Genomic DNA, 21,540 nt, shown 5'->3' on the forward strand with positions numbered 1-21,540 from the left:
GGCTGAAAGACGCTTCAGTTCTTTGAAATTGACCCAAATTCCGTTCTCGGGAAGGCTGCCTTCAAAACAAGGGGAGCGATGATGAGCGACGAACACACGGGAGCCTGCCTTTGCGGCAGCGTACGTTTCAGGGCGCATGGCAAGCTGCGCGAGGTCGTCGCCTGCCATTGTTCGCAGTGCCGCAAACAGACCGGCCTCTATTATGCCGCGACCAATGTCGCACGCGAAAATCTTGTCATCGACGGAGAAGAGGCGATCACCTGGTATCGTGCCAGCACATTCGCTCGCCGCGGCTTTTGCAGGATCTGCGGCTCGGCTCTGTTTTGGGTGGCCGATGGCGCCGAGGAAATATCGATCATGGCCGGTCTGTTCGATCAGCCGAGCGGCCTTGAGATGGGCTATCATATCTATTGCGCCGACAAGGGCGATTATTACGAGATCAGCGACGGACTGCCGCAATATCGGCAGGGGCGACCGGGGCTGTTGACGGGCGGCCCCTCCGATTGACCCTCAGATACTGCCTTTTTCGGTAACGAGCTTGCTCAGTTTGGCGAGTTCTTCACGCACCACCGCAAGCTCGGTCAACACCTGCATATCGATCTTCTGATGCAGGGACAGCACTTCCAGCTCGGACTTGAGATTGACTTCATAATCCTTGGCCGCCTCGAAACGATCCCGCTCGGCCTGCCGGTTCTGTGACATCATGATGATCGGCGCTTGGATGGCGGCGAGCATGGAGAGAACGAGATTCAGGAAGATGAAGGGGTAGGGGTCGAAGGCGTTCGTGGTGAGGAGGATCGTGTTGATGACGCACCAGAAGGCCAGAAACAGCAGGAAGGCGATAATGAAGGACCATGAGCCGCCGACACGGGCGATGCTGTCTGCGAGACGCTGCCCCCGGGAGGATTCCGCCGAGATGGCGGCGTTGATATCGGTGGAGATGATTTTCCGCTCGTGCGCCTTTTTAAGAACGCGCTTTTCGATATCGCCGAGCTGATCGGCTGTCTTGTCAAAATGCAGATGAACGAAGTTGGGAAGATTATGCATTGGGAGGGCTCCAAGGTCCTTGTGGCATTGAATGCAACTATTCGACCAATGGGGAAAAATGCAACGAGGGAAGGGTTTCAAACTCGATTGCGCATGGAGCTGCTGCGCGTACTGTTATCGCAAAAAACACCCGCACTAACTCATGTTTATAATGGGCTAGCTGTCTTCCTGGTCCATTAGCTCCGCATGAGACGGGAAGAAGCGCTCCAAACCATATTGGTGGCCGAACATCATGTCGTGCTGCAGATAGCGATAGTCGCGCACGGTCGGGTCAAGCTCCGGCTCCTTGCGGCCCCAATCGGGGAAGGTCTGGCTGTCGCGGGTTGCCAGCTGATAGCGGTCGACGATGTTGTATTTCTTCTGCACGCGGCCGAGAAAGCCCGTGTAGAAAGGATGCTCATAGCCTGCCGTTTTCAGCAGGTGATAGGGCAGCTGCGAGGGGCTGATGGTACCGATATCCTTGCGAACGCCCTTCTTGCTCGACCAGACGACGAGCGGCGTTTCGTGCTCCTTCTTCATGACGTCGAGCGGTGCCTTGCGGGTTGCCACCTGCTGCGGCATGTAGCCGGTGTTCGGATAGACGCTGCCGAGCGGCGGCAGATGATCGCCCCAGAGGACGATAATGGTTTCCCGGTCGCGCTTTTCGGCCCAATCCATCAGCATCTTCAGGCTGTCATCGGCTTCGCGAACGCCCTGTGCATAGGTAGCGAGCGCCGCGCGGTCATCGTCGTTCAAATTGCCCGCGATATCGACGGTATTCTCAGAATAGCGGTCGGCTTCGTAAGGCCCATGTCCCTGAAGAGTGACCGCGAAGAAGAAGAAGGGACGCTCGGCGGCGTCTCCTTCGCTCATGATTTCCTTCATAAGGGAGTCGTCGGCGGCGAACATGCCGCGTTTATCCATGGGCGGCAAAGTCTCCTGGGTATGAAATTCTTCGAAGCCGAAAGCCCTGTAGACCTCGTTACGGTTCCAGAACCAGCCGCTGAAGGGATGCAGTGCGCGCGCCGTATAGCCTTCGCCGCGGAAGAAAGTGGCAAGCGACGGCAGCGGGCGGCGCACATATTGCTGATAGGGAATGCTGCCATAGGGGAGAAAGGCGTTGGAAAAACCCGTCAGTGCCTCGAACTCGACATTGGCGGTCATGCCGCCAAATTCCGGCGAGAAGACATTGCCCGATTGTCTGGCGCGGATCGTCGGCATCGGATCCGGTGTGAAGGCGATGTTGGAAAGCCGCGTTGGATCCCAGAGGGATTCGCTCATCAGCATGATAATGTCGGGCTTTTGGCGCGGACCGGAGAGATAGCCGTAATTTCTTGCGGGCATGGCGTCGATGGCGCCAGGGCCGTATCCGGCCGGTGACTTGATGTCGGCCATGGGCAGGTTCAGCGCGAAGGCGACGATGAAGCCGTTGTGGTTGTAATTTTCCGTCTGGTCCCAGACGATCGGTATGATCCCCAGCTTCTCGCGAACATAGGAATATTGTGTGGGGTCCATCTGTGAGGCGAAAAGTGCTGCCAGCGGCAGGCAGATCGAAAGCCGGGCAAGGCGCTCGTTTCGCGAAAGTGCGACCGTGTGGCTCCGGATATAGCGCCAGAACAGGATCATGGCGCCGGTGCCGGCGATGATGCCGATTGCCAGGGCAATCGCCGTCCAAGGGCGATCACGTACCATGACCGGCATCAGCTCCATGATCTGCCGCCCAAACAGGAAGTCCGAAGGGTAGAGCGGATCGGAGAGAAAATTCTGCTTCTGGCTGGAAATGAAGGCCGGTATGAGCAGCACTGGAGCGACGATCAAAGCGGATAGATGCGCGCGACCGATCAAGGCATCCAGTGTCAGCATGGTCAGCATGACAACGCCGATGGTGGCAAGGCCCGGACGGGACGGGGAAAGGAGATAGGTCCAAGCGGAGGCGAATTCGCCGCGTGCAACCCATTCGACCGTCATAACGATGGACAGGGAGAAAAGGAGGGTCAGCGTAAGGCTCAGAAGCAGGCGCAGAGCGGCAGACTTCTGTTTTGCCGCGCCGATCTTCTGGAAAAGGGCAAGCTTGCCCGCCAAGGCGGACACGATGACCAATGCGACCAATGCTTTCTCCAAAAGCTACAAAATATTCATATAAGCGTCACGCTTCTGTCATGAATGCTTCATGAACCGCAAGGCTGGCCTGGTATTTTTTGGGGCAAAAATACCTCCTCTGCGCGTAGTGCGATCTTTGATGCGTGTGCGGGAAGGAAGGCGGTTGCGGAAGAAAGATGGCATCGCTAAATGTATGGCATGACAGAGCAAAGCCAGATTACCCACACCATCCGCATCGCCGTCGCGCAGCTCAATCCGACGGTCGGCGACGTCTCCGGCAATCTCGCCAAGGCGCGTGAGGCCCGGGCCGAAGCGGCGCGCGAAGGCGCGCAGATCGTCCTGCTGACGGAGTTGTTCATTTCCGGCTATCCGCCGGAAGATCTCGTGCTGAAGCCGGCATTCATCCGCGCCTGCTGGAAAGCGGTCGAGGCTCTGGCTGCCGATACGGCCGATGGCGGCCCTGGCGTGATCATCGGCTTTCCCCGGCAGGACGAGGCGGGCCGCTACAATTCGATTGCCGTGCTCAATGGCGGCAAGGTGATTGCGATCCGTGACAAGGTAGACCTACCGAACTACGGCGAGTTCGACGAAAAGCGCGTCTTCGACCAGGGTGCCATGCCCGGTCCGGTCAATTTCCGCGGCGTGCGGCTGGGTATCCCGATCTGCGAGGACATCTGGGGCGAGCTCGGCGTCTGCGAGACGCTGGCTGAGAGCGGTGCGGAAATCCTTCTGTCGCCGAATGGCTCGCCGTACTATCGCGGCAAGGTCGACGTGCGCCATCAAGTCGTGCTGAAGCAGGTCATCGAGACGGGCCTGCCGATGATCTATGCCGCCCAGCTCGGCGGCCAGGACGAACTGGTTTTCGATGGCGCCAGCTTCGGTTTCAATGCAGACAAGACCCTGGCCTTCCAGATGAGCCAGTTCGAGACCGCGCTGGCGGTGACGACCTGGAAGAAGAATGGCGATGGCTGGCATTGCGCCGAAGGGCCGATGGCCCATATTCCGGAGGGCGAGGAGGCGGATTATCGCGCCTGCCTGCTGGGCTTCCGCGACTATGTCAACAAGAACGGCTTCAAGTCGGTCGTGCTTGGCCTGTCCGGCGGCATCGACTCGGCGATCTGCGCAGCGATCGCGGTCGACGCGCTCGGCGAAGAGCGTGTGCGCACCGTCATGCTGCCTTACCGCTATACGTCGCAGGATTCGTTGAAGGATGCGGCCGATTGCGCCAAGGCGCTCGGCTGCCGTTATGACATCGTGCCGATTGAGGATCCCGTTACCGGCTTCAGTTCGGCTCTGTCTGATCTTTTCGAAGGCACGGAAAGCGGCATCACCGAGGAAAACCTGCAGAGCCGCGCCCGTGGCACCATCCTGATGGCGATCTCCAACAAGTTCGGTTCGATGGTGGTGACGACGGGCAACAAGTCGGAAATGTCTGTCGGATACGCCACGCTTTATGGCGACATGAACGGCGGCTTCAACCCGATCAAGGATCTCTACAAGATGCAGGTCTATGCGCTGTCGCGCTGGCGCAACCTGCACGTGCCGCCGGGCGCGCTCGGCCCTTCGGGCGAGGTCATTCCCCATAATATCATCGACAAGGCGCCTTCGGCGGAACTAAGGCCGAACCAGACGGACCAGGATTCGCTGCCGCCCTATCCGGTGCTCGACGATATCCTTGAATGCCTGGTGGAAAAGGAAATGTCGGTCGAGGAGATCGTGGCCCGAGGCCATGATGTTGCGACCGTGCATCGCGTTGAACATCTGCTCTATCTCGCCGAGTACAAGCGCCGCCAGTCGGCGCCGGGTGTGAAGATCACTAAGAAGAATTTCGGTCGCGACCGTCGCTATCCGATCACCAACCGGTTCCGCGATCGCTGATCGCGGTATCCAGCGGCAAGGGAGAGGAAGAATGCGCAGCTCGGTCGAGATTTATAATATCCGCACGGGTGCGAACCGGATCGTCTGGCAAACGGACCAGCTGATCGAGGCGCCGAACTATTCGCCTGACGGGCGCTATCTGCTGCTGAATGGCGACGGGCTGCTCTATCGGCTGCCGCTGGATGGCAGTGGGATCGTCCAGGTCGATACCGGCTTTGCGACCCTGTGCAACAACGATCACGGCATCTCGCCGGACGGTTCGCTGATTGCCATTTCCGACAAGACGCAGCACGGTAAATCCTGCATCTATGTTCTGCCGGCTGAGGGCGGCACGCCAAGGCAGGTGACGACCAATCTGCCCTCCTACTGGCATGGCTGGTCGCCGGACGGAAAGCGCTTCTCCTACTGCGGCATCCGCAACGACGTTTTCGATATCTATACGATCTCGATCGATGGCGGCGAAGAGACCCGCCTGACGCATGGCGAGGGCCGCAATGACGGACCTGATTATTCGGCCGACGGGCAATGGATCTATTTCAATTCGAGCCGCACCGGCCTGATGCAGATCTGGCGCATCCATCCTGACGGCACTGGCCTCGAGCAACTGACCGACGACAATTACGGCAATTGGTTCGCGCATCCATCTCCGAAGAACGACAAGGTGGTCCTGATCTCCTATGATCCTGACGTCTTCGATCATCCGCGCGATCTCAATGTGCGGATGCGGCTGATGGATATGGATGGCGGCAACCTGACGACGCTGTTCGAGCTCTTTGGCGGGCAGGGATCGATCAATGTGCCGAACTGGTCACCGGATGGGGACGAGTTCGCCTATGTCCGCTATGAGCCCGCCTAAGCTCTGGACAGAGCGCAACCGGCGCGATAGATCTGGATGCGTTCTCAGGGCGCATCCGATCCGCGGGAAGGGCTAGGCCCACCTGATGCATTTAAAGTGAGACTGCCACACCTCTTTTCAGTCTGTGGGCGCGGATACCGGACGTAAATGGAAGGAGGTCTACCGTGACCACGCGCTCTTTGGCTGTCGACGCCACTCTCGATTCCCTGAAAAAGCAGGCCAAATCTTTCCTCAAGGCCGTTCAAGCCGGCGATACTTCGGCGCGCAGCCGCGTTGCGCCCTATTTTGCCGATATCGACAGCGTTGGACTGCAGGACATTCAGCTCGTTCTTGCCCGCGAATTTGGCTTCTCCAGCTGGACGAAGCTTAAGGCACATCTGGAAAGCGGCGATCGCAAGCATATCCCACGGGATCAGCTCGCCAACCGTTTCCTGTCGCTGGCGACGGTTTCGTATTTTGCCAATATTCCCGCCGATCCCGCGCGCTTCGATGAGGCGCTAATGCTGCTGAAGGCCAATCCGGAGATTGCAGACGAAAGCATCCATGTCGCCGCCGCGCTTGGCGACGCCGACCGGGTAGGTCGCTGGCTTGATCGACAGCCACAGCTTCTCGATCGCAGGGGCGGGCCGCATGATCTAACTCCGCTGATGTACGCAGCCTATGCTCGCGTGCCGGGTCGTTCCAGCCTGCCGGCAGCCCGTGAGCTGGTTCGGCGCGGGGCCGATGTCAACGCCTTCTTTCTCGATGCCGGTCAGTATCGCTTCACCGTTTTGACCGGCGTCTTCGGCGAAGGCGAGGCGGGAAAGGATCGTCAGCCGCCGCATCCGGAATGCGAGGCATTCGCGCGGCTGCTGCTCGATGCGGGCGCTGAAGCCAATGATAGTCAGGCGCTCTACAACCGCATGTTCGAACGGGACGATACATGCCTGAAATTGCTGATCGAATATGGCTTGTCCGCTAGGGATAAGAACAATTGGCTCGTGCGCGAAGACGGGAAGTTTGTCGAGAACACGCAGACTGTGTTCGACTATCAGCTTGCCTGGGCGCTGGAACATCGCATGGGCGAGCGAGTGCGCCTGCTGGTGGAGCATGGCGCGGATGTTCACAAGGTCGTCAATGGCAGAACGCCGTATGAGTGGGCACGGTTAGGGAACGACAAGGATCTGGCGTTGTATCTCGTTCAGCAGGGAGCAGTGGCGGTTCGCCTTAAGCCCGAGGATTCGGTCTATATCCAGATTCAGCAAGGGGCCAGGAATGAGGCAGCGGGTCCGGCAATAGTCGTCGAACACATAAAGAGAATTGCGAGGGAATTCGATATTCCTGAGGCGATGCGCCAGGCTCATCCCGACATGCTGCACGAGGCTGCTGGCGAAAATGATCTGCGCGCCGTGGGTCTCATGTTGGCGCTGGATTTTGACGTCAATGCCATGACAAGCCGAACACCGCTGCATGAAGCCGCGCTGCATGGCCATATGGAGATGGCGAAGCTGCTGATCGAGCATGGAGCGGACACCACCGTTCGTGATCCCAATTTTCATGCGCCGCCGATCGGTTGGGCCGAATATAACGGCAAGGATCAGATGGTCGAGTTTCTGAAGGCCTATCCGCTCGATATTTTCGCGGCGGCCACTTTCGGTCAGGTCGATCAGCTGGCTGCTATTCTCGATAGGCATCCGGAACAGGTGAATATCCGCTTCGGAGACTTCCGCCCTCATGGGCAGGCCACCGATCGCGATTGGATGACGCCGCTTGGCTTTGCCATTGTCAATCGCCGCGGCGAGGCGGTGCGCATCCTGCTGGCGAAGGGTGCGGATCGCTCGGTCAGGGATGTTTCCGGACAGTCCTATCGCGATCTCGCGAGAGAGACGGGCGATGAGGCCATCATCTCCTTGTTGCGCCAGCCTTGAACGACATGAAATCAACGCAGTCGGCGGATGGGCGACATCCCCCTACGCATTATTGCGTTGGCTGCGGCCCGGCCTCTTTCGGATGTTTGAGGTCGATGCTGCCCTGGTCGGTCGCGAGAAATTGCGGGCCGACCTGGCGAACCTTATGGGCCGAGGGATCATAGGGGCGATCCGGCGGAAATTGCTGCGGCTGCGCCTGTGTTACCTTGGGCGCCGCCGTCGGTGGTGCCTGCTTTTGTTCGAGGCTGGAATTCTTCTGGAGCCTTGGCGTCTCGATGACGGTAATGGAGCTTTCTGGCTTGGCCAGGGATTGCTCCTGCGGCGCATAGGCATCCATTTTCGTATGGGTATCGATGACGATATCCGGCGTTGCCGAAGCCGGCAGGCTGCAGCCGTTGCGCTGCATCGTGTCCAGCAACTGCCGGCGCTGCATGGCAACGGCATCGACGCGGCCGACGCTCTGCTCGCGCTGATCCATCAGCAGGGAGAGATCCTGCCGCATCTGATCGATCGACTGCCTGATGTCATCGCAGACGCCCTGACTGTCCTGGCCGCTAAATACGCCATCGTCGCCTTCGACGCAGCCCTGGTTGCGCAGATCGTTCATCGTCCGGCGGATCATCAGGTTCTGTTGCACGATGGCGCGCGAGAGCTGGCGCGTTTCCTGGCTGGCGCCGATCACTTCGCTGATGTCGACATAGCGGCCGCGCAGTTCGTCGCAGAGATCGACCTGTGCGAGGGCCGCCGATGTGGCCGTCAGCAGGGAAAAGAAGGCAATGGAAGCTTGTTTTATGCCGCGGTTCACGGTTCTGCTCTCGAAAGCGGTTTTAAGTCGCTGAAGATTACACGCAGCAGCTTAACAACGTATCCATGAAAAAGCACGGATTTCGAGAGGATTTTCGTGAAATTGCAGGTCGCAGCCGCCGATAGCCAGGGGATAGGCGACACCGCGAATGCATGAAACGCGGTGTCATTCTGGCTGTGGCTGCTAGACGTGATATCAGGCGATCTGCGAGGCTTCGACGACGGCGAGCGCCGCCATGTTGACCACGCCGCGCGAAGTGACAGACGGCGAGAGAATGTGGGCCGGGAGCGCCGTCCCGAGCAGAATCGGGCCGACATGCAGACCATCGGTCATGGTCTTGACCACGCCGAGCGTGATATTGGCCGCATCGAGATTGGGGAAGACCAGTAGATTGGCTTCGCCGGAGAGCGCGCTGTCCGGCATTACGTGCCGGCGCAGACTCTCGGAAATGGCACTGTCGCCATGCATTTCGCCGTCGACCTCCAGATCCGGCGCTGCCTCGCGAATGAGAGCCAGTGCTTCGCGCATCTTGGTAGCGCTTTCCGACTCCCTTGAGCCGAAGTTGGAATGCGAGACGAGGGCGGCGCGGGGCTCGATGCCGAAGCGCTTGATCTCCTCGGCTGCCAGCCAGGTGGATTCCGCGATTTCCTCGGCGGACGGATTAAACGTCACATAGGTATCGGTATAGAAGGTGGCGCCGCGCTGCGAAATGAGCAGGCTCAATGCCGAGAAATCCCGAACATCAGGCCGCTTGCCGATGACCTGACGGACGATGCGCAAATGACGCTCATAACGGCCTTCGAGACCGCAGATGAGCGCATCAGCTTCGCCGCGCTTCAGGGCAAGCGCGCCGATAACGGTTGTATTGGTGCGGACGATCGTGCGGGCCGCTTCTGGGATAACGCCCGCGCGGCCGACCAGCGAGAAATAAAGTTCGACATACTCGCGGAAGCGCGGATCGTCTTCGGGATTGATGACAGCGAAATCCGTATGAGGGCGAATCTTCAGGCCGTAGCGCTTGAGGCGCGTCTCGATGACGGAAGGACGACCGATTAGGATCGGGACGGCGGTGCCTTCCTCGAGCAGGACCTGGGCGGCGCGCAGCACGCGCTCATCTTCGCCTTCGGAGAAGACTACGCGCTTGCGCTCGGCAATCTTCGCTGCCGCAAAGATCGGCTTCATCACGAAGCCCGAGCGGAAGACGAAGCGGTTAAGCTCGTCCATATAGGCATCGAAATCCTTGATCGGGCGCAGAGCGACGCCGCTTTCCGCAGCTGCCTTCGCCACAGCCGGCGCAATACGCAGGATCAGGCGCGGGTCGAAGGGCGAGGGGATCAGGTAATTAGGCCCGAAGACCGGCGTTTCGCCGGTATAGGCGCGGGCGGCGACGTCGGAAGGCTCTTCGCGGGCAAGCGCGGCGATGGCGCGCACGGCGGCCATCTTCATCTCTTCGTTGATCGTCTTGGCACCGCAATCGAGCGCGCCGCGGAAGATATAGGGGAAGCAGAGGACGTTGTTGACCTGGTTCGGGAAGTCCGAGCGGCCGGTGCAGATCATCGCGTCCGGGCGGGCGGCACGGGCGAGATCCGGCATGATTTCCGGCGTCGGGTTGGCGAGCGCCATGATCAGCGGCTTTTCGGCCATCTGCGCCAGCAACTCGGGTTTCAGCACGCCGGCGGCGGAGAGGCCGAGGAAGACGTCGGCACCCGGAATGGATTCGGCGAGCACGCGCTTGTCGCTATCTTGAGCGTAGACGGATTTCCACTCGTCCATCAGGACGTTGCGATCCTTGTAGACCAGACCCTCAATATCGTGGACCCAGATGTTTTCGCGCCTGGCGCCAAGGATGACGAGCAGGTTGAGGCAGGCCAGCGCCGCCGCACCGGCGCCGGAGGCAACGATCTTGACGTCTTCGATCTTTTTGCCGGCCAATTCCAGCCCGTTGAGGATGGCGGCGGCGACGATGATAGCGGTGCCATGCTGATCGTCATGGAAGACGGGAATTTCCATTTTCTCGCGCAGGCGGCGCTCGACGTCGAAGCATTCCGGTGCCTTAATGTCTTCGAGATTGATGCCGCCGAAGGTCGGCTCGAGCGCCGAGACGGTATTGACCATCTCATCGACCGTCGGTGCTGCGATTTCGATGTCGAAGACGTCGATGCCGGCGAATTTCTTGAAGAGAACGGCCTTGCCTTCCATAACAGGCTTCGAAGCGAGCGGACCGATATTGCCGAGCCCGAGCACGGCGGAACCGTTGGAAATCACCGCTACGAGATTGGCGCGGGACGTATAGTCCGCTGCCGTTTCCGGGTTGTCGCGGATGGCGATGCAGGGGGCAGCGACGCCGGGGGAATAGGCAAGTGCCAGATCGCGCTGATTGCCCAGCGGCTTGGTCGCTTGAATTTCGAGCTTGCCGGGACGGGGATAACGATGGAAATAAAGCGCCTGCTCGTCGAAATTTCCGCTCGCCATGTTCTTGGCTGCTTTCGAAGTGTCGTTCGTATCCAACTTGCGTCTCCATTCCTGCCTGCGCTTTGAGTCTTCTGCATACATCAATCGCTTCGCCTTCACAGTATGGAATTGAGGTCACAAGGCGTTTTTGTCGTGGCAAAACTGAATTGCCTTTTCCGCAATGATCGCAGATCGCGCGATGTCCTTTCCGCAAGTCGAAGGCTGCGATCGCGTCATCTTGGAAAGAATGGCGTGAAAGTGCACAGATGGGCGGCTCATCCAAGCGAGGCGGCGCGGGCCATGTTTCGCCTTGGTATCGCCAGCTTTACAAGCAATCGTCCTGACCTCGCAGTTGCCGCGAAACTTGGTTGAACGCCGCCGCTGGGCCGCCAAGCACAGGGTTTGTCATCTTCCTGAAACACGAGTCTGGTTTTGGAATAGCCAACGTAGGATAGGGCACGGACATAAAGTTCGTGAATGAAAACATGGACCCCCGGCATTTCCGAACGCTATTCATTTCTGACGTGCATCTCGGCTCGAAGGCCGCCAAGGCGGATTACCTGCTCGATTTTCTCCGTTATCACGAGGCCGATACCATCTTCCTGGTTGGCGACATCGTTGATGGCTGGAGACTGAAGCGAAACTGGTACTGGCCCCAGGATTGCAACGACGTCGTACAGAAGCTCCTGCGCAAGGCGCGCAAGGGCACGCGCATCGTTTATATCCCCGGCAATCACGACGAATTCCTGCGTGACTTCCCTGGAATGCACTTCGGCGGTATCGAGGTGGCGCAGCGCGCTATGCATGAAACGGCCGATGGGAAGAAATATCTCATCCTGCACGGCGACGAATTCGATGTTGTCGTCCGCAATGCCCGCCTGCTCGCCTATCTCGGCGATTGGGCCTATGACATGGCCATCTTGATCAATATCGGGCTTGCGGCGGTGCGCCGACGCCTGAACATGCCCTATTGGTCTTTTTCGGCCTGGGCGAAGCTGCAGGTGAAGCACGCCGTCAATTTCATCGGCGAGTTTCAGCGTGTCGTGGCCGAAGAGGCCAAGCGCAATGATGCCGATGGCGTCATCTGCGGTCATATCCACCATGCCGTGATCGAGGATCTCGATGGGATCCGTTACATCAACACGGGCGACTGGGTGGAAAGCTGCACCGCGATTGCGGAACACGAGGACGGCACGTTCGAGCTGATCACGTGGCAGAATATTCTCGAAACGCAGCCAGTCGGCTCGCAGGTCGGAGAAATACCGCAGGCCCTCGGCGCACAGGCGGCCTGATTTCTGGATCTTCACAGGCTTGATAATGGCTTGTTATAATTATTGATCGCTGCAAGACAGCCCTGGCTTCGGATTTTTCCGAAACGTTACGGTTTTGGCCATTTCTCGCCATAGTCGTATTCTCGATAGCATGATAGGGACAAGTACGTTCCCCTTCAGGTCTGTCATGATTCCCGCGATCAAGTCCTTCCAGGGCGAGGGTGCGCCTCCATATTTCCGCTTGCGCGCCGCCTTGTCCTATTGCGCTCCGTTGTTCGTCAACGGCATAGCCGTACCCTTCTTTCCCGTCTGGTTGGCGGGGCTGAATTTCAATGATCACGAGATTGGCCTGGTGATCGCCATTCCCATGGTCGTGCGCGTCCTCGTGACACCCATCATCGCGGTACTCGCCGATCACATGAGAGAGCGGGCCGATGTATTGTTGTGGTCGGGTGCCTTGTCGCTGCTGACGGCAATCGCGCTTTACTGGACCAGCGACTTCTGGCCGGTGCTTCTGGTCTACGGCATTCAGGGCGCTACTTATGCGCCTTATGTACCGGTGGTCGAATCGATTGCCATGTCGGGCGTGCGCCGCTGGGGTTTCGACTACGGTTCCATGCGGGTCTGGGGATCGATCACCTTTATCCTGTCGACCCTTCTCGGCGGCCAGCTGATCGGCATGTGGGGCGGCACGACAGTATTGCCCGTGATGGTGGCGGGGTTCATTCTGACGACGATGATGGGCTTTTTCGCGCCACGTATCGGGCCGACGCGCCGGCGCAACCAACCGATCAATCTGCAATCGCCGACCGGAAATCTGCGCTCGCCGCAATTGCTTATAACCATGATGGGCGTATCGATACAGCAATCGAGCCATGCGATGCTCTATACATTTGCGTCGATCTACTGGCATAAGCTCGGCTTTTCCGGCGCCGAGATAGCCGTGCTGTGGAGCATTGGCGTCACGGCCGAGGTGATGGTGTTTTTCCTGTCGAGAAAACTGAGCAGGAGGTTCAGCGCCTGGACGCTCATCTTCTTCGGTTCGACCATGTGCATTCTGCGCTGGGTCCTGTTTCCGAGCAATTTCGGCTTCATCGGCTATTTTGTGCTGCAATGTTTTCATTCATGCACCTATGCCTGCGTCCATACCGGCGTTCAGCGTCGTATCGTGGCGTCCGTCCATGAGACGCAGGAATCATCGGCTCAGGGCGCCTATTATTTCTACAATGGCATGTTCCTGGGATTGATGACGCTTGCATCCGGCTATCTCTACGCCTGGCTCGACCTGACGAGTTACTATGTCATGGCCGGCATCGCCGCCTTTGGGCTCGCCATGGTCGTTTTTGCCTATGGGCTGCAGGCGAGAAAGCCGGCAATCGGCGGAGGCGCTCACGGCGTATCCTGACGCGGTGCAACAAATTCATTTGGATATCAAAAAGCCGTGACATATGTTGGCGCCGGCGCGAGATGGAAATTCCATGCATAGTCGGTGTATTAAGCACTGACCATGCGGACTCACCGAGTCGGCGTATGTTGTGCCAGATTTGAAAGACGCATGAGTTTGAAAGCAGCCGAGCAAAGGTCCGATGCACCGAAGATCGATGATGCGCCCGAGGGCGCAGGCCATCGCTATCGGCTGCAAGGCAATTGGCGCAGCGCCAATGTGCACGGCGTGCTGCGCCAGATCGAGCTGCTGTCGAAGCGCAGCTCCGGCGGTGAGGTTGTGATCGATCTTTCCGGTCTTTCGGATGTGGATACGGCGGGTGCGCTGCTGATCCGCCGGCTGAAGGAAAGCCAGGAAGCACACAAGGCCCACGTCACGATCGAAGGCTCAAATCCTCATATTGACGAGTTGTTAACGACATTCGATACGCATCCCGACGATGAGGCGGCAGCGGCAAAGCCGAGGAAATCATGGGCGGAGCGTGTCTTCGCGCCTATTGGCGAAAGTGTCTACGATATCTGGGGCAACCTCATCGCCGCCATGTATATCCTGGGTTCAGCCGTACGCGGCGGTCAGCTCAAGTTCGGCCGCGGTAGCGGGGTTTCGCCTGCCTCGATCATCAACCAGATCGATCACATGGCGGTACGCGCGGTTCCCATCATCCTGCTGATGTCGTCGCTGATCGGCGCGATCATCGCCCAACAGGGCGCTTTCCAGCTGCGTTATTTCGGTGCGGAAATCTTCGTGGTCGATCTGGTGGGCATCCTGCAATTGCGTGAAATCGGCGTGCTTTTGACCGCGATCATGATTGCGGGTCGGTCCGGCAGCGCGATTACCGCTGAAATTGGTTCCATGAAGATGCGCGAGGAAGTGGACGCGCTGAAGGTCATGGGCCTCAATCCCGTCGGCGTACTCATCTTTCCCCGGCTGGTGGCGCTGACGGTTGCCTTGCCGCTGCTAACGGTCATTGCCAATTTTGCCGCGCTTTTTGGTGCTGCCTTGGTGTCCTGGGCATATTCCGGCATTACCTTTGCAACCTTCATCTCGCGACTGCATGAGGCCGTCAGCCTTTCGACGGTCATTTCGGGCATGATCAAGGCACCGTTCATGGCGCTCGTTATCGGCATCGTCGCGGCGGTCGAGGGATTGAAGGTGGGGGGCAGTGCCGAGTCTCTCGGTCAGCACGTGACGTCATCGGTGGTGAAGTCGATCTTCGTCGTTATCCTCATGGACGGGCTCTTCGCCATGTTCTACGCAGCAATCGATTTCTGAGGGACGATAACGATGAGCGCGCTTCACTCGGAAATCCCGTTGGAAAAGGATGAGCAGGGCAGGGACATCGTGCTGTCGGCACGGGATGTCACCGTTGGCTTCGGATCGAAAATCGTCCTCGACAAACTGAACCTCAACATCTATCGCGGCGAGATTCTCGGTTTCGTCGGCGCTTCCGGGGCGGGTAAGTCCGTGCTGTTGCGTACGGTGCTGCGGCTATTGCCGCGCCGCTCGGGCAAGATTGAGATTCTCGGCGAAGATTACGACAAGCTCGACGAGCAGGACCGCAACCGCCTCGACATGCGGCTCGGCGTTCTCTTCCAGCAAGGCGCGCTGTTTTCCTCACTGACGGTCAAGGAAAACATCCAGGTGCCGATGCGGGAATATCTGGACCTGCCCAAGGAGATGATGGACGAGTTGGCGCTGATGAAGATCCGCATGGTGGGTCTGGCCGCTGATGCCGCCGACAAATATCCTTCCGAACTTTCCGGCGGCATGATCAAGCGCGCGGCGCTTGCCAGAGCCCTGGCGCTCGACCCCGATCTCGTTTTCCTCGATGAGCCGACATCGGGTCTCGATCCGATTGGTGCGTCGGAATTCGATGAACTGATCGCCAAGCTGCGCGACACGCTCGGCCTGACCGTTTATATGGTGACTCACGACCTCGACAGCCTATTTTCCGTCTGTGACCGTATTGCTGTCCTCGGACAGAAGCGGGTATTGGTGGAAGGTACGGTTGAGGACATGCTCGCCTGTGATGATCCCTGGGTGCAATCCTACTTCAGGGGCAAACGCGCACGTTCGATCGTGCCGCGCGAGGACATCAAGGGGCACAACGACGACAAAGGCGCAAGCGCCCACAGCCGCGAGAAGTGACTGGAGACTATGGAAACCAAAGCCAATTATACGATCGTTGGGTTCTTCACGCTGCTCGTCATCGCGGCTGCCTTCGGTTTCGTCTACTGGATGGCCGAGTATGGCCGCGGCGGCCCGATGGTCGAGCTCGTCGTGCGCATTCCCGGCTCGGCAAACGGCTTGAGCGTCGGCTCGCCAGTTCGCTTCAACGGCATTCAGGTTGGTTCGGTGCAGGGTCTGTCGATCGATGCCGACGATCCGAACTATTCGCTTGCCTTCACGCAGGTGCGTGCCGATGCGCCCGTCTATACCTCGACCAAGGCCATTCTTGAGATCCAGGGTTTGACGGGAGCGGCCTACATCGAGCTTTCCGGCGGACGCAATGGCGACGAGAATATTTTGAAGCGTTCGATCGATACGGGTAAGCGGGCGGTGTTGCTTGCGGATCAATCGAGCGTCACCAATCTCTTGACGACGGCCGATAAGATCCTGAACCGCGCCAATGATACGATTGGCGACATTCAGGGCTTCGTCTCGGATTCGCGTGGGCCGTTGACGGATACCGTGCGCAATGCGCAGAAATTCTCGAAGGCCATCGCCGACAATTCCGACAATATTGACAAGTTCCTGGCGAGCGTCGGGCAGCTTTCCGATACCTTCAAGACGGTTTCGGTCCGCGTGGATTCGACATTGGATGCGATCGAGAAGCTAGTGCGTGCAGTCGATGCCCAGAAGGTCAACGACGTCATCTCCAATGCCGACAAGATCACGGCCAATGTTGCCGACGCGACGACCGACTTGAAGGCGACGATTGCGAGCTTCAAGCAGACGGCCGACACCTATACGACGTTCGGTCAGAATGCACAAAAGACGCTGGACCGGGTCGATGCGATCGTCGCACAGATCGATCCGGCCAAGATCAAGGGATCGGTTGACGATATTGCCGACGTGACGAAACAGGCGCGCACGGCGGTCGCATCGATCCGCGACGTCGCCAATTCCGTTGCCGCGCATCAGCAGGATATCGACCAGACAATCGCCAATGCCCGCGACATCTCCACCAAACTCAACGCGGCGTCCGGCAAGGTCGACGGTATCCTGACCAAAGTCAATTCCCTGCTCGGCGACGACAGTACGAAATCGCTGTTCGCAGAAGCCAAGGACACGCTCGAATCCTTCAAGAAGATGGCGGACAATCTCAATTCCCGCATCGGCCCGATCGCCGACAATCTGCAGAAATTTTCGAGCGGCGGCTTGCGCGATGCCCAGACCCTCATCAACGACATGCGGGGCACGGTTGACAACCTGAATAGTACAATCACTAATTTCGACCGCAATCCGCAGCGACTGATTTTCGGTGGGGATACGGTCAAGACTTATGACGGCCGCGCGCGGCATTGATGAAGAGCGATATCTGGTCTCCAGGGGATAAGCGAAATATGGTCGGTTGCGTGTCGAGTGAGCGTCATCAGGTGTGGAAAGCTGTGATCGCGTTGCCGTTGCTTGCAGCTTTGCTGGGGGGCTGTGGAACCTCCTCCAACAACGATACCTATGATCTTTCCGCGTCGGCGAAGGCGAATGGACCTTCGGTCAAAAGCCGCCAGATCCTCATCCCGCCGCCAACCGCGCTGCAGGCGCTGGACAGCAATCAGATCGTCATTCGCGTCTCGCCCTCGGAAATTCAATACCTCGGCAAATCGCAATGGAGCGACAAGCTGAGCAAGATGGTGCAATCGAAACTGGTCGAGGCCTTCGAAAACACCGGCAAGCTCGGCGGCGTCGGCGTGCCAGGGCAGGGGCTTGCGATCGACTATCAGATCGTCACCGATATCCGCTCCTTCGAGATCAATGCGTCCGGCGGCCAGAAGACGGCAATCGTCGAGATCTCCGAAAAGATCCTGAACGATCGCACCGGCACAGTGAAGGCCCAGAACGTGTTCCGGAAGGTCGTGCCGGTCAGTGGTGGCAGCAATCCCGATTTCGTCCGAGCACTCGACGCTGCATTTGCTGGCGTGACCGGCGAACTCGTCGACTGGACATTGCGCTCGCTGTAAGGGCGATCAGCGCTCCATCAACTCTTTCAGTGTCTTCAGATCGCGCATGACATGCGCGGCATCGGCTGCGAATTGTGCTTCCTCCATGCCTGGTAGCTGGAGCACGGTGAACATGATCTCGCAGCCGTCGCCGTTCGGTACGACGCGCAAGGCATTGTAGACCTGCAAATCGGACTCCAGCGTTACCCAATGATCGATGACGCCGAAGTCATTGCGAGGCGCGAAGCGCACGCGTGCAGTCCCGAGCATGCCTTCGGCGATCCAGTCGTCCCCATCCTGCGTCAGCCCTGATGCCAGGCCAGAGGCCCAGAAAGGCATGTTTTCCGGGCGGCTGGCGTAGTCGTAGACCTCCCTCCAGTCGCGAGCGATGGAGACATGTACGATCTTCGCGCTCATGGTCGACATGATGGTTTCCTCCTCTATATCACCCTCATAGGACTGCGATCGGCAGAAAAAACGTTAGTTCGGAAACGGATGAATCGCGAATTCCGCAACATTGTTGCACAGTCCTGCAAAGAGAACGATTCACGGCTTTCGAAGACTTGCCGTTTTCCGTCCGGAGTGCAACAACAGCCCCCAACGCAGGGCTGTCGCCGGTCGCGTCGAGCGTCGGTGGCATTGCGTCATATCGGATGTTGCTGTGTCTTCCGGGTCTTCAGGGTGGGGCCGGGCGCAGTCAACGGCTCATTGGAGGATTGTCGTGGAAAAGGCAGAAATCGGGCTGATCGGTCTTGCTGTGATGGGATCGAATCTGGCGCTCAACATCGCCGAGAAAGGCAACAAGATCGCAGTGTTCAACCGTACACCTCAGGTAACGGATGAATTCTATGCGAATGCGGGCGCACTCAAGGACAAGATCATTCCCTGCAAGACGATCGAGGAATTCGTCGAGGCGATCCGTCCGCCGCGGCCGATCATCATCATGATCAAGGCTGGAGAGCCGGTCGACCAGCAGATGGCGGCGCTGCAGCCCTATCTCGACAAGGGCGACATCATGATCGATGCCGGCAATGCCAATTTCCGCGATACGATTGCTCGCTTCGATCGTCTGAAGGATACCGGCCTGACCTTCATCGGCATGGGCGTATCCGGTGGCGAGGAAGGGGCGCGTCATGGTCCGTCGATCATGGTCGGCGGCACGGAAGAGTCCTATAAGCGCGTCGAGAAGGTGCTGACCTCGATCGCTGCGAAATACAACAACGATCCATGCGTTGCCTGGCTCGGCAATGATGGCGCTGGTCACTTCGTCAAGACCATCCACAACGGCATCGAATATGCCGATATGCAGATGATCGCCGAAATCTACGGCATCCTGCGTGACGGTCTCGGCAAGAGCGCGGCCGAGATCAGCTCGATCTTCGGCGACTGGAACAAGGGTCGCCTCAACTCCTACCTCATCGAGATCACCGAGAAGGTTCTGGCTGCGAAGGACCCGGCAACCGGCAGCGCCATGCCCGATGTCATCCTCGACAAGGCCGGCCAAAAGGGTACCGGCAAGTGGTCTGCCATCGAAGCCCAGAACATGGGCATTCCCGCGACGGCGATCGAGGCTGCCGTTGCCGCCCGCAGCCTCTCGGCGATCAAGAGCCAGCGCGAAGCAGCCGAGAAGATTTTTGGCACGCCCGACTACAAGTTCCCGATCGCCTTCGGCCCCGACTTGCTGAAGGACCTGGAGCTGGCGCTCTTCGCCGCCAAGATCGGCGCCTATGCCCAGGGATTTGCCGTCATGGCCGAGGCCTCGAAGGAGTTCAATTGGTCGCTGCCGATGCCTGTCATCGCTAAGATTTGGCGTGCCGGCTGCATCATCCGTTCGCAGTTCCTCGACGAGATCACCAGCGCTTTCACCAAGACCCCGGATGCGGCGAACCTGATCGTCACCCCGGCCTTTGCCGAGATGGTCAAGGAATCGATCCCGTCGCTGCGTCGCATCGTTTCGGCTGCGACCGCATCCGGCCTGCCGGTTCCAGCCCTTGCTTCGGCGCTGACCTATTTCGATGCCTATCGCCAGGCGCGGGGCACCGCCAACCTGATCCAGGCCCAGCGTGACTTTTTCGGCGCACATGGTTTCGACCGCGTCGACGGCAAGGACATTCACCACGGCCCATGGGGCAGCGGGGCTCAGGGCTGAGAAAACAGTCGGATGAGATTATGAAAGAGCCCGCCGGAGGAATCCGGCGGGCTTTTCGCTGTCAGCTCGTCGGCCAGACGGGTGGGCTGATGCTTTGCAGCAGTTCCGGTTCTACACCGTCGATACGGGCGATGACCGCCTTGGCGAGTTCGCGGCCGGCATGGCGGAAATCCTCCGATACCGTAATGATCTCGGGCCTGATCCAGCTCAGCACGTCTGTCGATTGTTTGGCGACCATGTCGATGTCGCGACCCAGGCGGAAGCCGGCTGCCTCGATGCCGGCATTGACGGCAATCGCGCCGCCGCTGCTGGAGCAGACGATCCCGTCAGGCGCATGCGGTGAGCGCATCAGCGCCTCGACCGTGTCCTTGATATCGGCCAGCGCGTTATCGGTCGTAATCCTCAAGGGGATTTCTTCGGCGCCATATTGGTGCAAGCCGGTTTGGAAACCGATGCGGGTGTGCGAATAATAGGTCAGCTTGCTGGAGGGCTGCAGCAACGCCAGGCGGCGACGCCCTCTTGCGACCAGTGCCCGCACGGCCTCATGCGCGAAGGCCTCGTTGTCGAAGTCATGGAAGGGGTGGATGATGCCCATATCCGTCCGCCCATGCGTCGAGAAAGGCATGCCGCGCTCATGCATGAGCTCGACGCGCGGATCATCCGGCTCCGTACGCGATATGATGACGCCATCGGCCGAGCCGGTGTCGAGAATGTAGCGCACCGGCACCAGTGGATCCTTACTGTGCGAATGCGGCGTGATGACCAGGTGATATTGCGTGCCGGCGAGAACTTCGGAAATGCCGAAGACAATGTGGCTGGTGAAGCCCATGATTTCTTCATCGATGCTCAGCACCAGGGCAATCACATTGGTCTTGCCGGTTCTCAGGCGCACGCCCGCGCGGTTCGGTTGATAACCCAATTGTCGGGCGACCATGCGCACCCGCTTCTTGGTCTCGGCTCCGATATCAGGGGCATCCTTCAATGCGCGAGAAACGGTGGTGATCCCTAACCCCGTCATGAAGGCGATTGTTTTCAATGTCGGCCGTTCGGGAGTGGCTGGCGCGCCGCTCCCTGACATTTTTTTATTGTCCATTTCGCTCACGCTTGCCTCCCGGCCGCCTCCCGCAGCCAATCCGCTTATATTGCCTACATGGCCACCGCAAGCATAGACGCCATGCGGCTTCGCCAATGCAATGAGAAAAACTGTAACGATACAGTTGAAAAGTCGAGCCTTATTTTTATGCCGATTTTCATGCCTATTCTCATGATTGTATTCGTACTCCTGTCTCGAAAATTGAGCGGGCCAGGATTATGCAAGAGGGCCGCATGAGTGCGTCCCTGAAATAAAACATTTAATATCAGCTATTTGTAGAGGGTACGCAGATTTTTTGGCGACCGATATCACGACGGAATGAAGTTATCTTCCACAGGTAAAATGTAATCAATGATTGTATATTCACGCAGTCATGAAAAATTTATGGTCAGGCGGTTGC

17 protein-coding genes are annotated in these 21,540 nt (G+C 58.6%); 11 read left to right on the forward strand and 6 right to left on the reverse strand.

The features are described from left to right. Positions 1 to 81: 81 nt before the first annotated feature. Positions 82 to 507, forward strand: coding sequence for a GFA family protein (locus FBZ97_RS05930; protein WP_145317160.1), 426 nt, complete (start codon positions 82 to 84; stop codon positions 505 to 507). A 3-nt stretch (positions 508 to 510) separates the two neighbouring features. Here the strand turns inward: FBZ97_RS05930 and FBZ97_RS05935 are convergent, their stop codons facing one another. Next, positions 511 to 1,047 (reverse strand): DUF1003 domain-containing protein, encoded by a 537-nt coding sequence (locus tag FBZ97_RS05935; protein WP_145317162.1) that lies wholly within the window; start codon positions 1,045 to 1,047, stop codon positions 511 to 513. Positions 1,048 to 1,203: 156 nt separating this feature from the next. Further along, complete coding sequence (locus FBZ97_RS05940; protein WP_246661703.1) at positions 1,204 to 3,078, reverse strand: LTA synthase family protein; 1,875 nt, start codon at positions 3,076 to 3,078, stop codon at positions 1,204 to 1,206. 246 nt (positions 3,079 to 3,324) lie between these two features. On the opposite strand from FBZ97_RS05940, the gene FBZ97_RS05945 reads away from it, so the two are divergent. From FBZ97_RS05945 to FBZ97_RS05955, 3 genes are all read left to right on the forward strand, one after another. Continuing rightward, positions 3,325 to 5,004, forward strand: coding sequence for an NAD+ synthase (locus FBZ97_RS05945; RefSeq protein WP_145317640.1), 1,680 nt, complete (start codon positions 3,325 to 3,327; stop codon positions 5,002 to 5,004). A gap of 31 nt (positions 5,005 to 5,035) precedes the next feature. Further along, positions 5,036 to 5,860: a TolB family protein gene (locus FBZ97_RS05950; protein ID WP_145317166.1), complete on the forward strand. Its 825-nt coding sequence runs from the start codon at positions 5,036 to 5,038 to the stop codon at positions 5,858 to 5,860. A 164-nt stretch (positions 5,861 to 6,024) separates the two neighbouring features. Continuing rightward, entirely contained in the window at positions 6,025 to 7,767 is a 1,743-nt protein-coding gene (locus FBZ97_RS05955) for an ankyrin repeat domain-containing protein (RefSeq protein ID WP_145317168.1), read from the forward strand. 49 nt (positions 7,768 to 7,816) lie between these two features. On the opposite strand, the gene FBZ97_RS05960 is transcribed toward FBZ97_RS05955, so the two are convergent. Next, on the reverse strand, positions 7,817 to 8,572 hold the full coding sequence (locus tag FBZ97_RS05960) for a hypothetical protein (RefSeq protein WP_145317170.1): 756 nt from the start codon (positions 8,570 to 8,572) through the stop codon (positions 7,817 to 7,819). Between the two features lie 195 nt (positions 8,573 to 8,767). After that, positions 8,768 to 11,080, reverse strand: a complete 2,313-nt coding sequence (locus FBZ97_RS05965) for an NADP-dependent malic enzyme (protein WP_162749471.1) — start codon at positions 11,078 to 11,080, stop codon at positions 8,768 to 8,770. Positions 11,081 to 11,508: 428 nt separating this feature from the next. Between FBZ97_RS05965 and FBZ97_RS05970 the strand changes: the two genes are divergently transcribed. The 6 genes from FBZ97_RS05970 (at position 11,509) to FBZ97_RS05995 (ending at position 17,919) form a co-directional block, all read left to right on the forward strand. After that, positions 11,509 to 12,315, forward strand: coding sequence for a UDP-2,3-diacylglucosamine diphosphatase (locus FBZ97_RS05970; protein ID WP_069613061.1), 807 nt, complete (start codon positions 11,509 to 11,511; stop codon positions 12,313 to 12,315). Positions 12,316 to 12,481: 166 nt separating this feature from the next. After that, complete coding sequence (locus FBZ97_RS05975) at positions 12,482 to 13,699, forward strand: MFS transporter (protein ID WP_145317172.1); 1,218 nt, start codon at positions 12,482 to 12,484, stop codon at positions 13,697 to 13,699. A gap of 150 nt (positions 13,700 to 13,849) precedes the next feature. Next, positions 13,850 to 15,010: an ABC transporter permease gene (locus tag FBZ97_RS05980; RefSeq protein ID WP_145317174.1), complete on the forward strand. Its 1,161-nt coding sequence runs from the start codon at positions 13,850 to 13,852 to the stop codon at positions 15,008 to 15,010. 12 nt (positions 15,011 to 15,022) lie between these two features. Then, positions 15,023 to 15,886: an ATP-binding cassette domain-containing protein gene (locus tag FBZ97_RS05985; protein WP_113333113.1), complete on the forward strand. Its 864-nt coding sequence runs from the start codon at positions 15,023 to 15,025 to the stop codon at positions 15,884 to 15,886. Positions 15,887 to 15,895: 9 nt separating this feature from the next. Continuing rightward, positions 15,896 to 17,266: an MlaD family protein gene (locus FBZ97_RS05990; protein ID WP_113390937.1), complete on the forward strand. Its 1,371-nt coding sequence runs from the start codon at positions 15,896 to 15,898 to the stop codon at positions 17,264 to 17,266. Positions 17,267 to 17,304: 38 nt separating this feature from the next. Beyond that, entirely contained in the window at positions 17,305 to 17,919 is a 615-nt protein-coding gene (locus FBZ97_RS05995; protein WP_112721200.1) for an ABC-type transport auxiliary lipoprotein family protein, read from the forward strand. Positions 17,920 to 17,925: 6 nt separating this feature from the next. On the opposite strand, the gene FBZ97_RS06000 is transcribed toward FBZ97_RS05995, so the two are convergent. Then, on the reverse strand, positions 17,926 to 18,324 hold the full coding sequence (locus FBZ97_RS06000) for an SRPBCC family protein (RefSeq protein WP_145317177.1): 399 nt from the start codon (positions 18,322 to 18,324) through the stop codon (positions 17,926 to 17,928). A 295-nt stretch (positions 18,325 to 18,619) separates the two neighbouring features. On the opposite strand from FBZ97_RS06000, the gene gndA reads away from it, so the two are divergent. After that, a complete protein-coding gene (gndA, locus tag FBZ97_RS06005; RefSeq protein WP_145317179.1) occupies positions 18,620 to 20,047 on the forward strand; it encodes an NADP-dependent phosphogluconate dehydrogenase in 1,428 nt (475 codons plus the stop codon). A gap of 61 nt (positions 20,048 to 20,108) precedes the next feature. On the opposite strand, the gene FBZ97_RS06010 is transcribed toward gndA, so the two are convergent. Continuing rightward, a complete protein-coding gene (locus FBZ97_RS06010) occupies positions 20,109 to 21,140 on the reverse strand; it encodes a LacI family transcriptional regulator (RefSeq protein WP_145317181.1) in 1,032 nt (343 codons plus the stop codon). Positions 21,141 to 21,540: the final 400 nt, after the last annotated feature.

This window comes from Rhizobium sp. ERR 942 (genome assembly GCF_007828395.1).
Classification (GTDB): Bacteria; Pseudomonadota; Alphaproteobacteria; order Rhizobiales; family Rhizobiaceae; genus Rhizobium; species Rhizobium dioscoreae.

Excerpts from the sequence above, each read along its gene's own strand:
- FBZ97_RS05930 (WP_145317160.1), top strand. The coding sequence starts at position 82 with ATGAGCGACGAACACACGGGAGCCTGCCTTTGCGGCAGCGTACGTTTC.
- FBZ97_RS05935 (WP_145317162.1), bottom strand. The coding sequence starts at position 1,047 with ATGCATAATCTTCCCAACTTCGTTCATCTGCATTTTGACAAGACAGCC.
- FBZ97_RS05945 (WP_145317640.1), top strand. The coding sequence starts at position 3,325 with ATGACAGAGCAAAGCCAGATTACCCACACCATCCGCATCGCCGTCGCG.
- FBZ97_RS05950 (WP_145317166.1), top strand. The coding sequence starts at position 5,036 with ATGCGCAGCTCGGTCGAGATTTATAATATCCGCACGGGTGCGAACCGG.
- FBZ97_RS05970 (WP_069613061.1), top strand. The coding sequence starts at position 11,509 with ATGGACCCCCGGCATTTCCGAACGCTATTCATTTCTGACGTGCATCTC.
- FBZ97_RS05975 (WP_145317172.1), top strand. The coding sequence starts at position 12,482 with ATGATTCCCGCGATCAAGTCCTTCCAGGGCGAGGGTGCGCCTCCATAT.
- FBZ97_RS05980 (WP_145317174.1), top strand. The coding sequence starts at position 13,850 with ATGAGTTTGAAAGCAGCCGAGCAAAGGTCCGATGCACCGAAGATCGAT.
- FBZ97_RS05985 (WP_113333113.1), top strand. The coding sequence starts at position 15,023 with ATGAGCGCGCTTCACTCGGAAATCCCGTTGGAAAAGGATGAGCAGGGC.
- FBZ97_RS05990 (WP_113390937.1), top strand. The coding sequence starts at position 15,896 with ATGGAAACCAAAGCCAATTATACGATCGTTGGGTTCTTCACGCTGCTC.
- FBZ97_RS05995 (WP_112721200.1), top strand. The coding sequence starts at position 17,305 with ATGGTCGGTTGCGTGTCGAGTGAGCGTCATCAGGTGTGGAAAGCTGTG.
- FBZ97_RS06000 (WP_145317177.1), bottom strand. The coding sequence starts at position 18,324 with ATGTCGACCATGAGCGCGAAGATCGTACATGTCTCCATCGCTCGCGAC.
- FBZ97_RS06010 (WP_145317181.1), bottom strand. The coding sequence starts at position 21,140 with ATGGACAATAAAAAAATGTCAGGGAGCGGCGCGCCAGCCACTCCCGAA.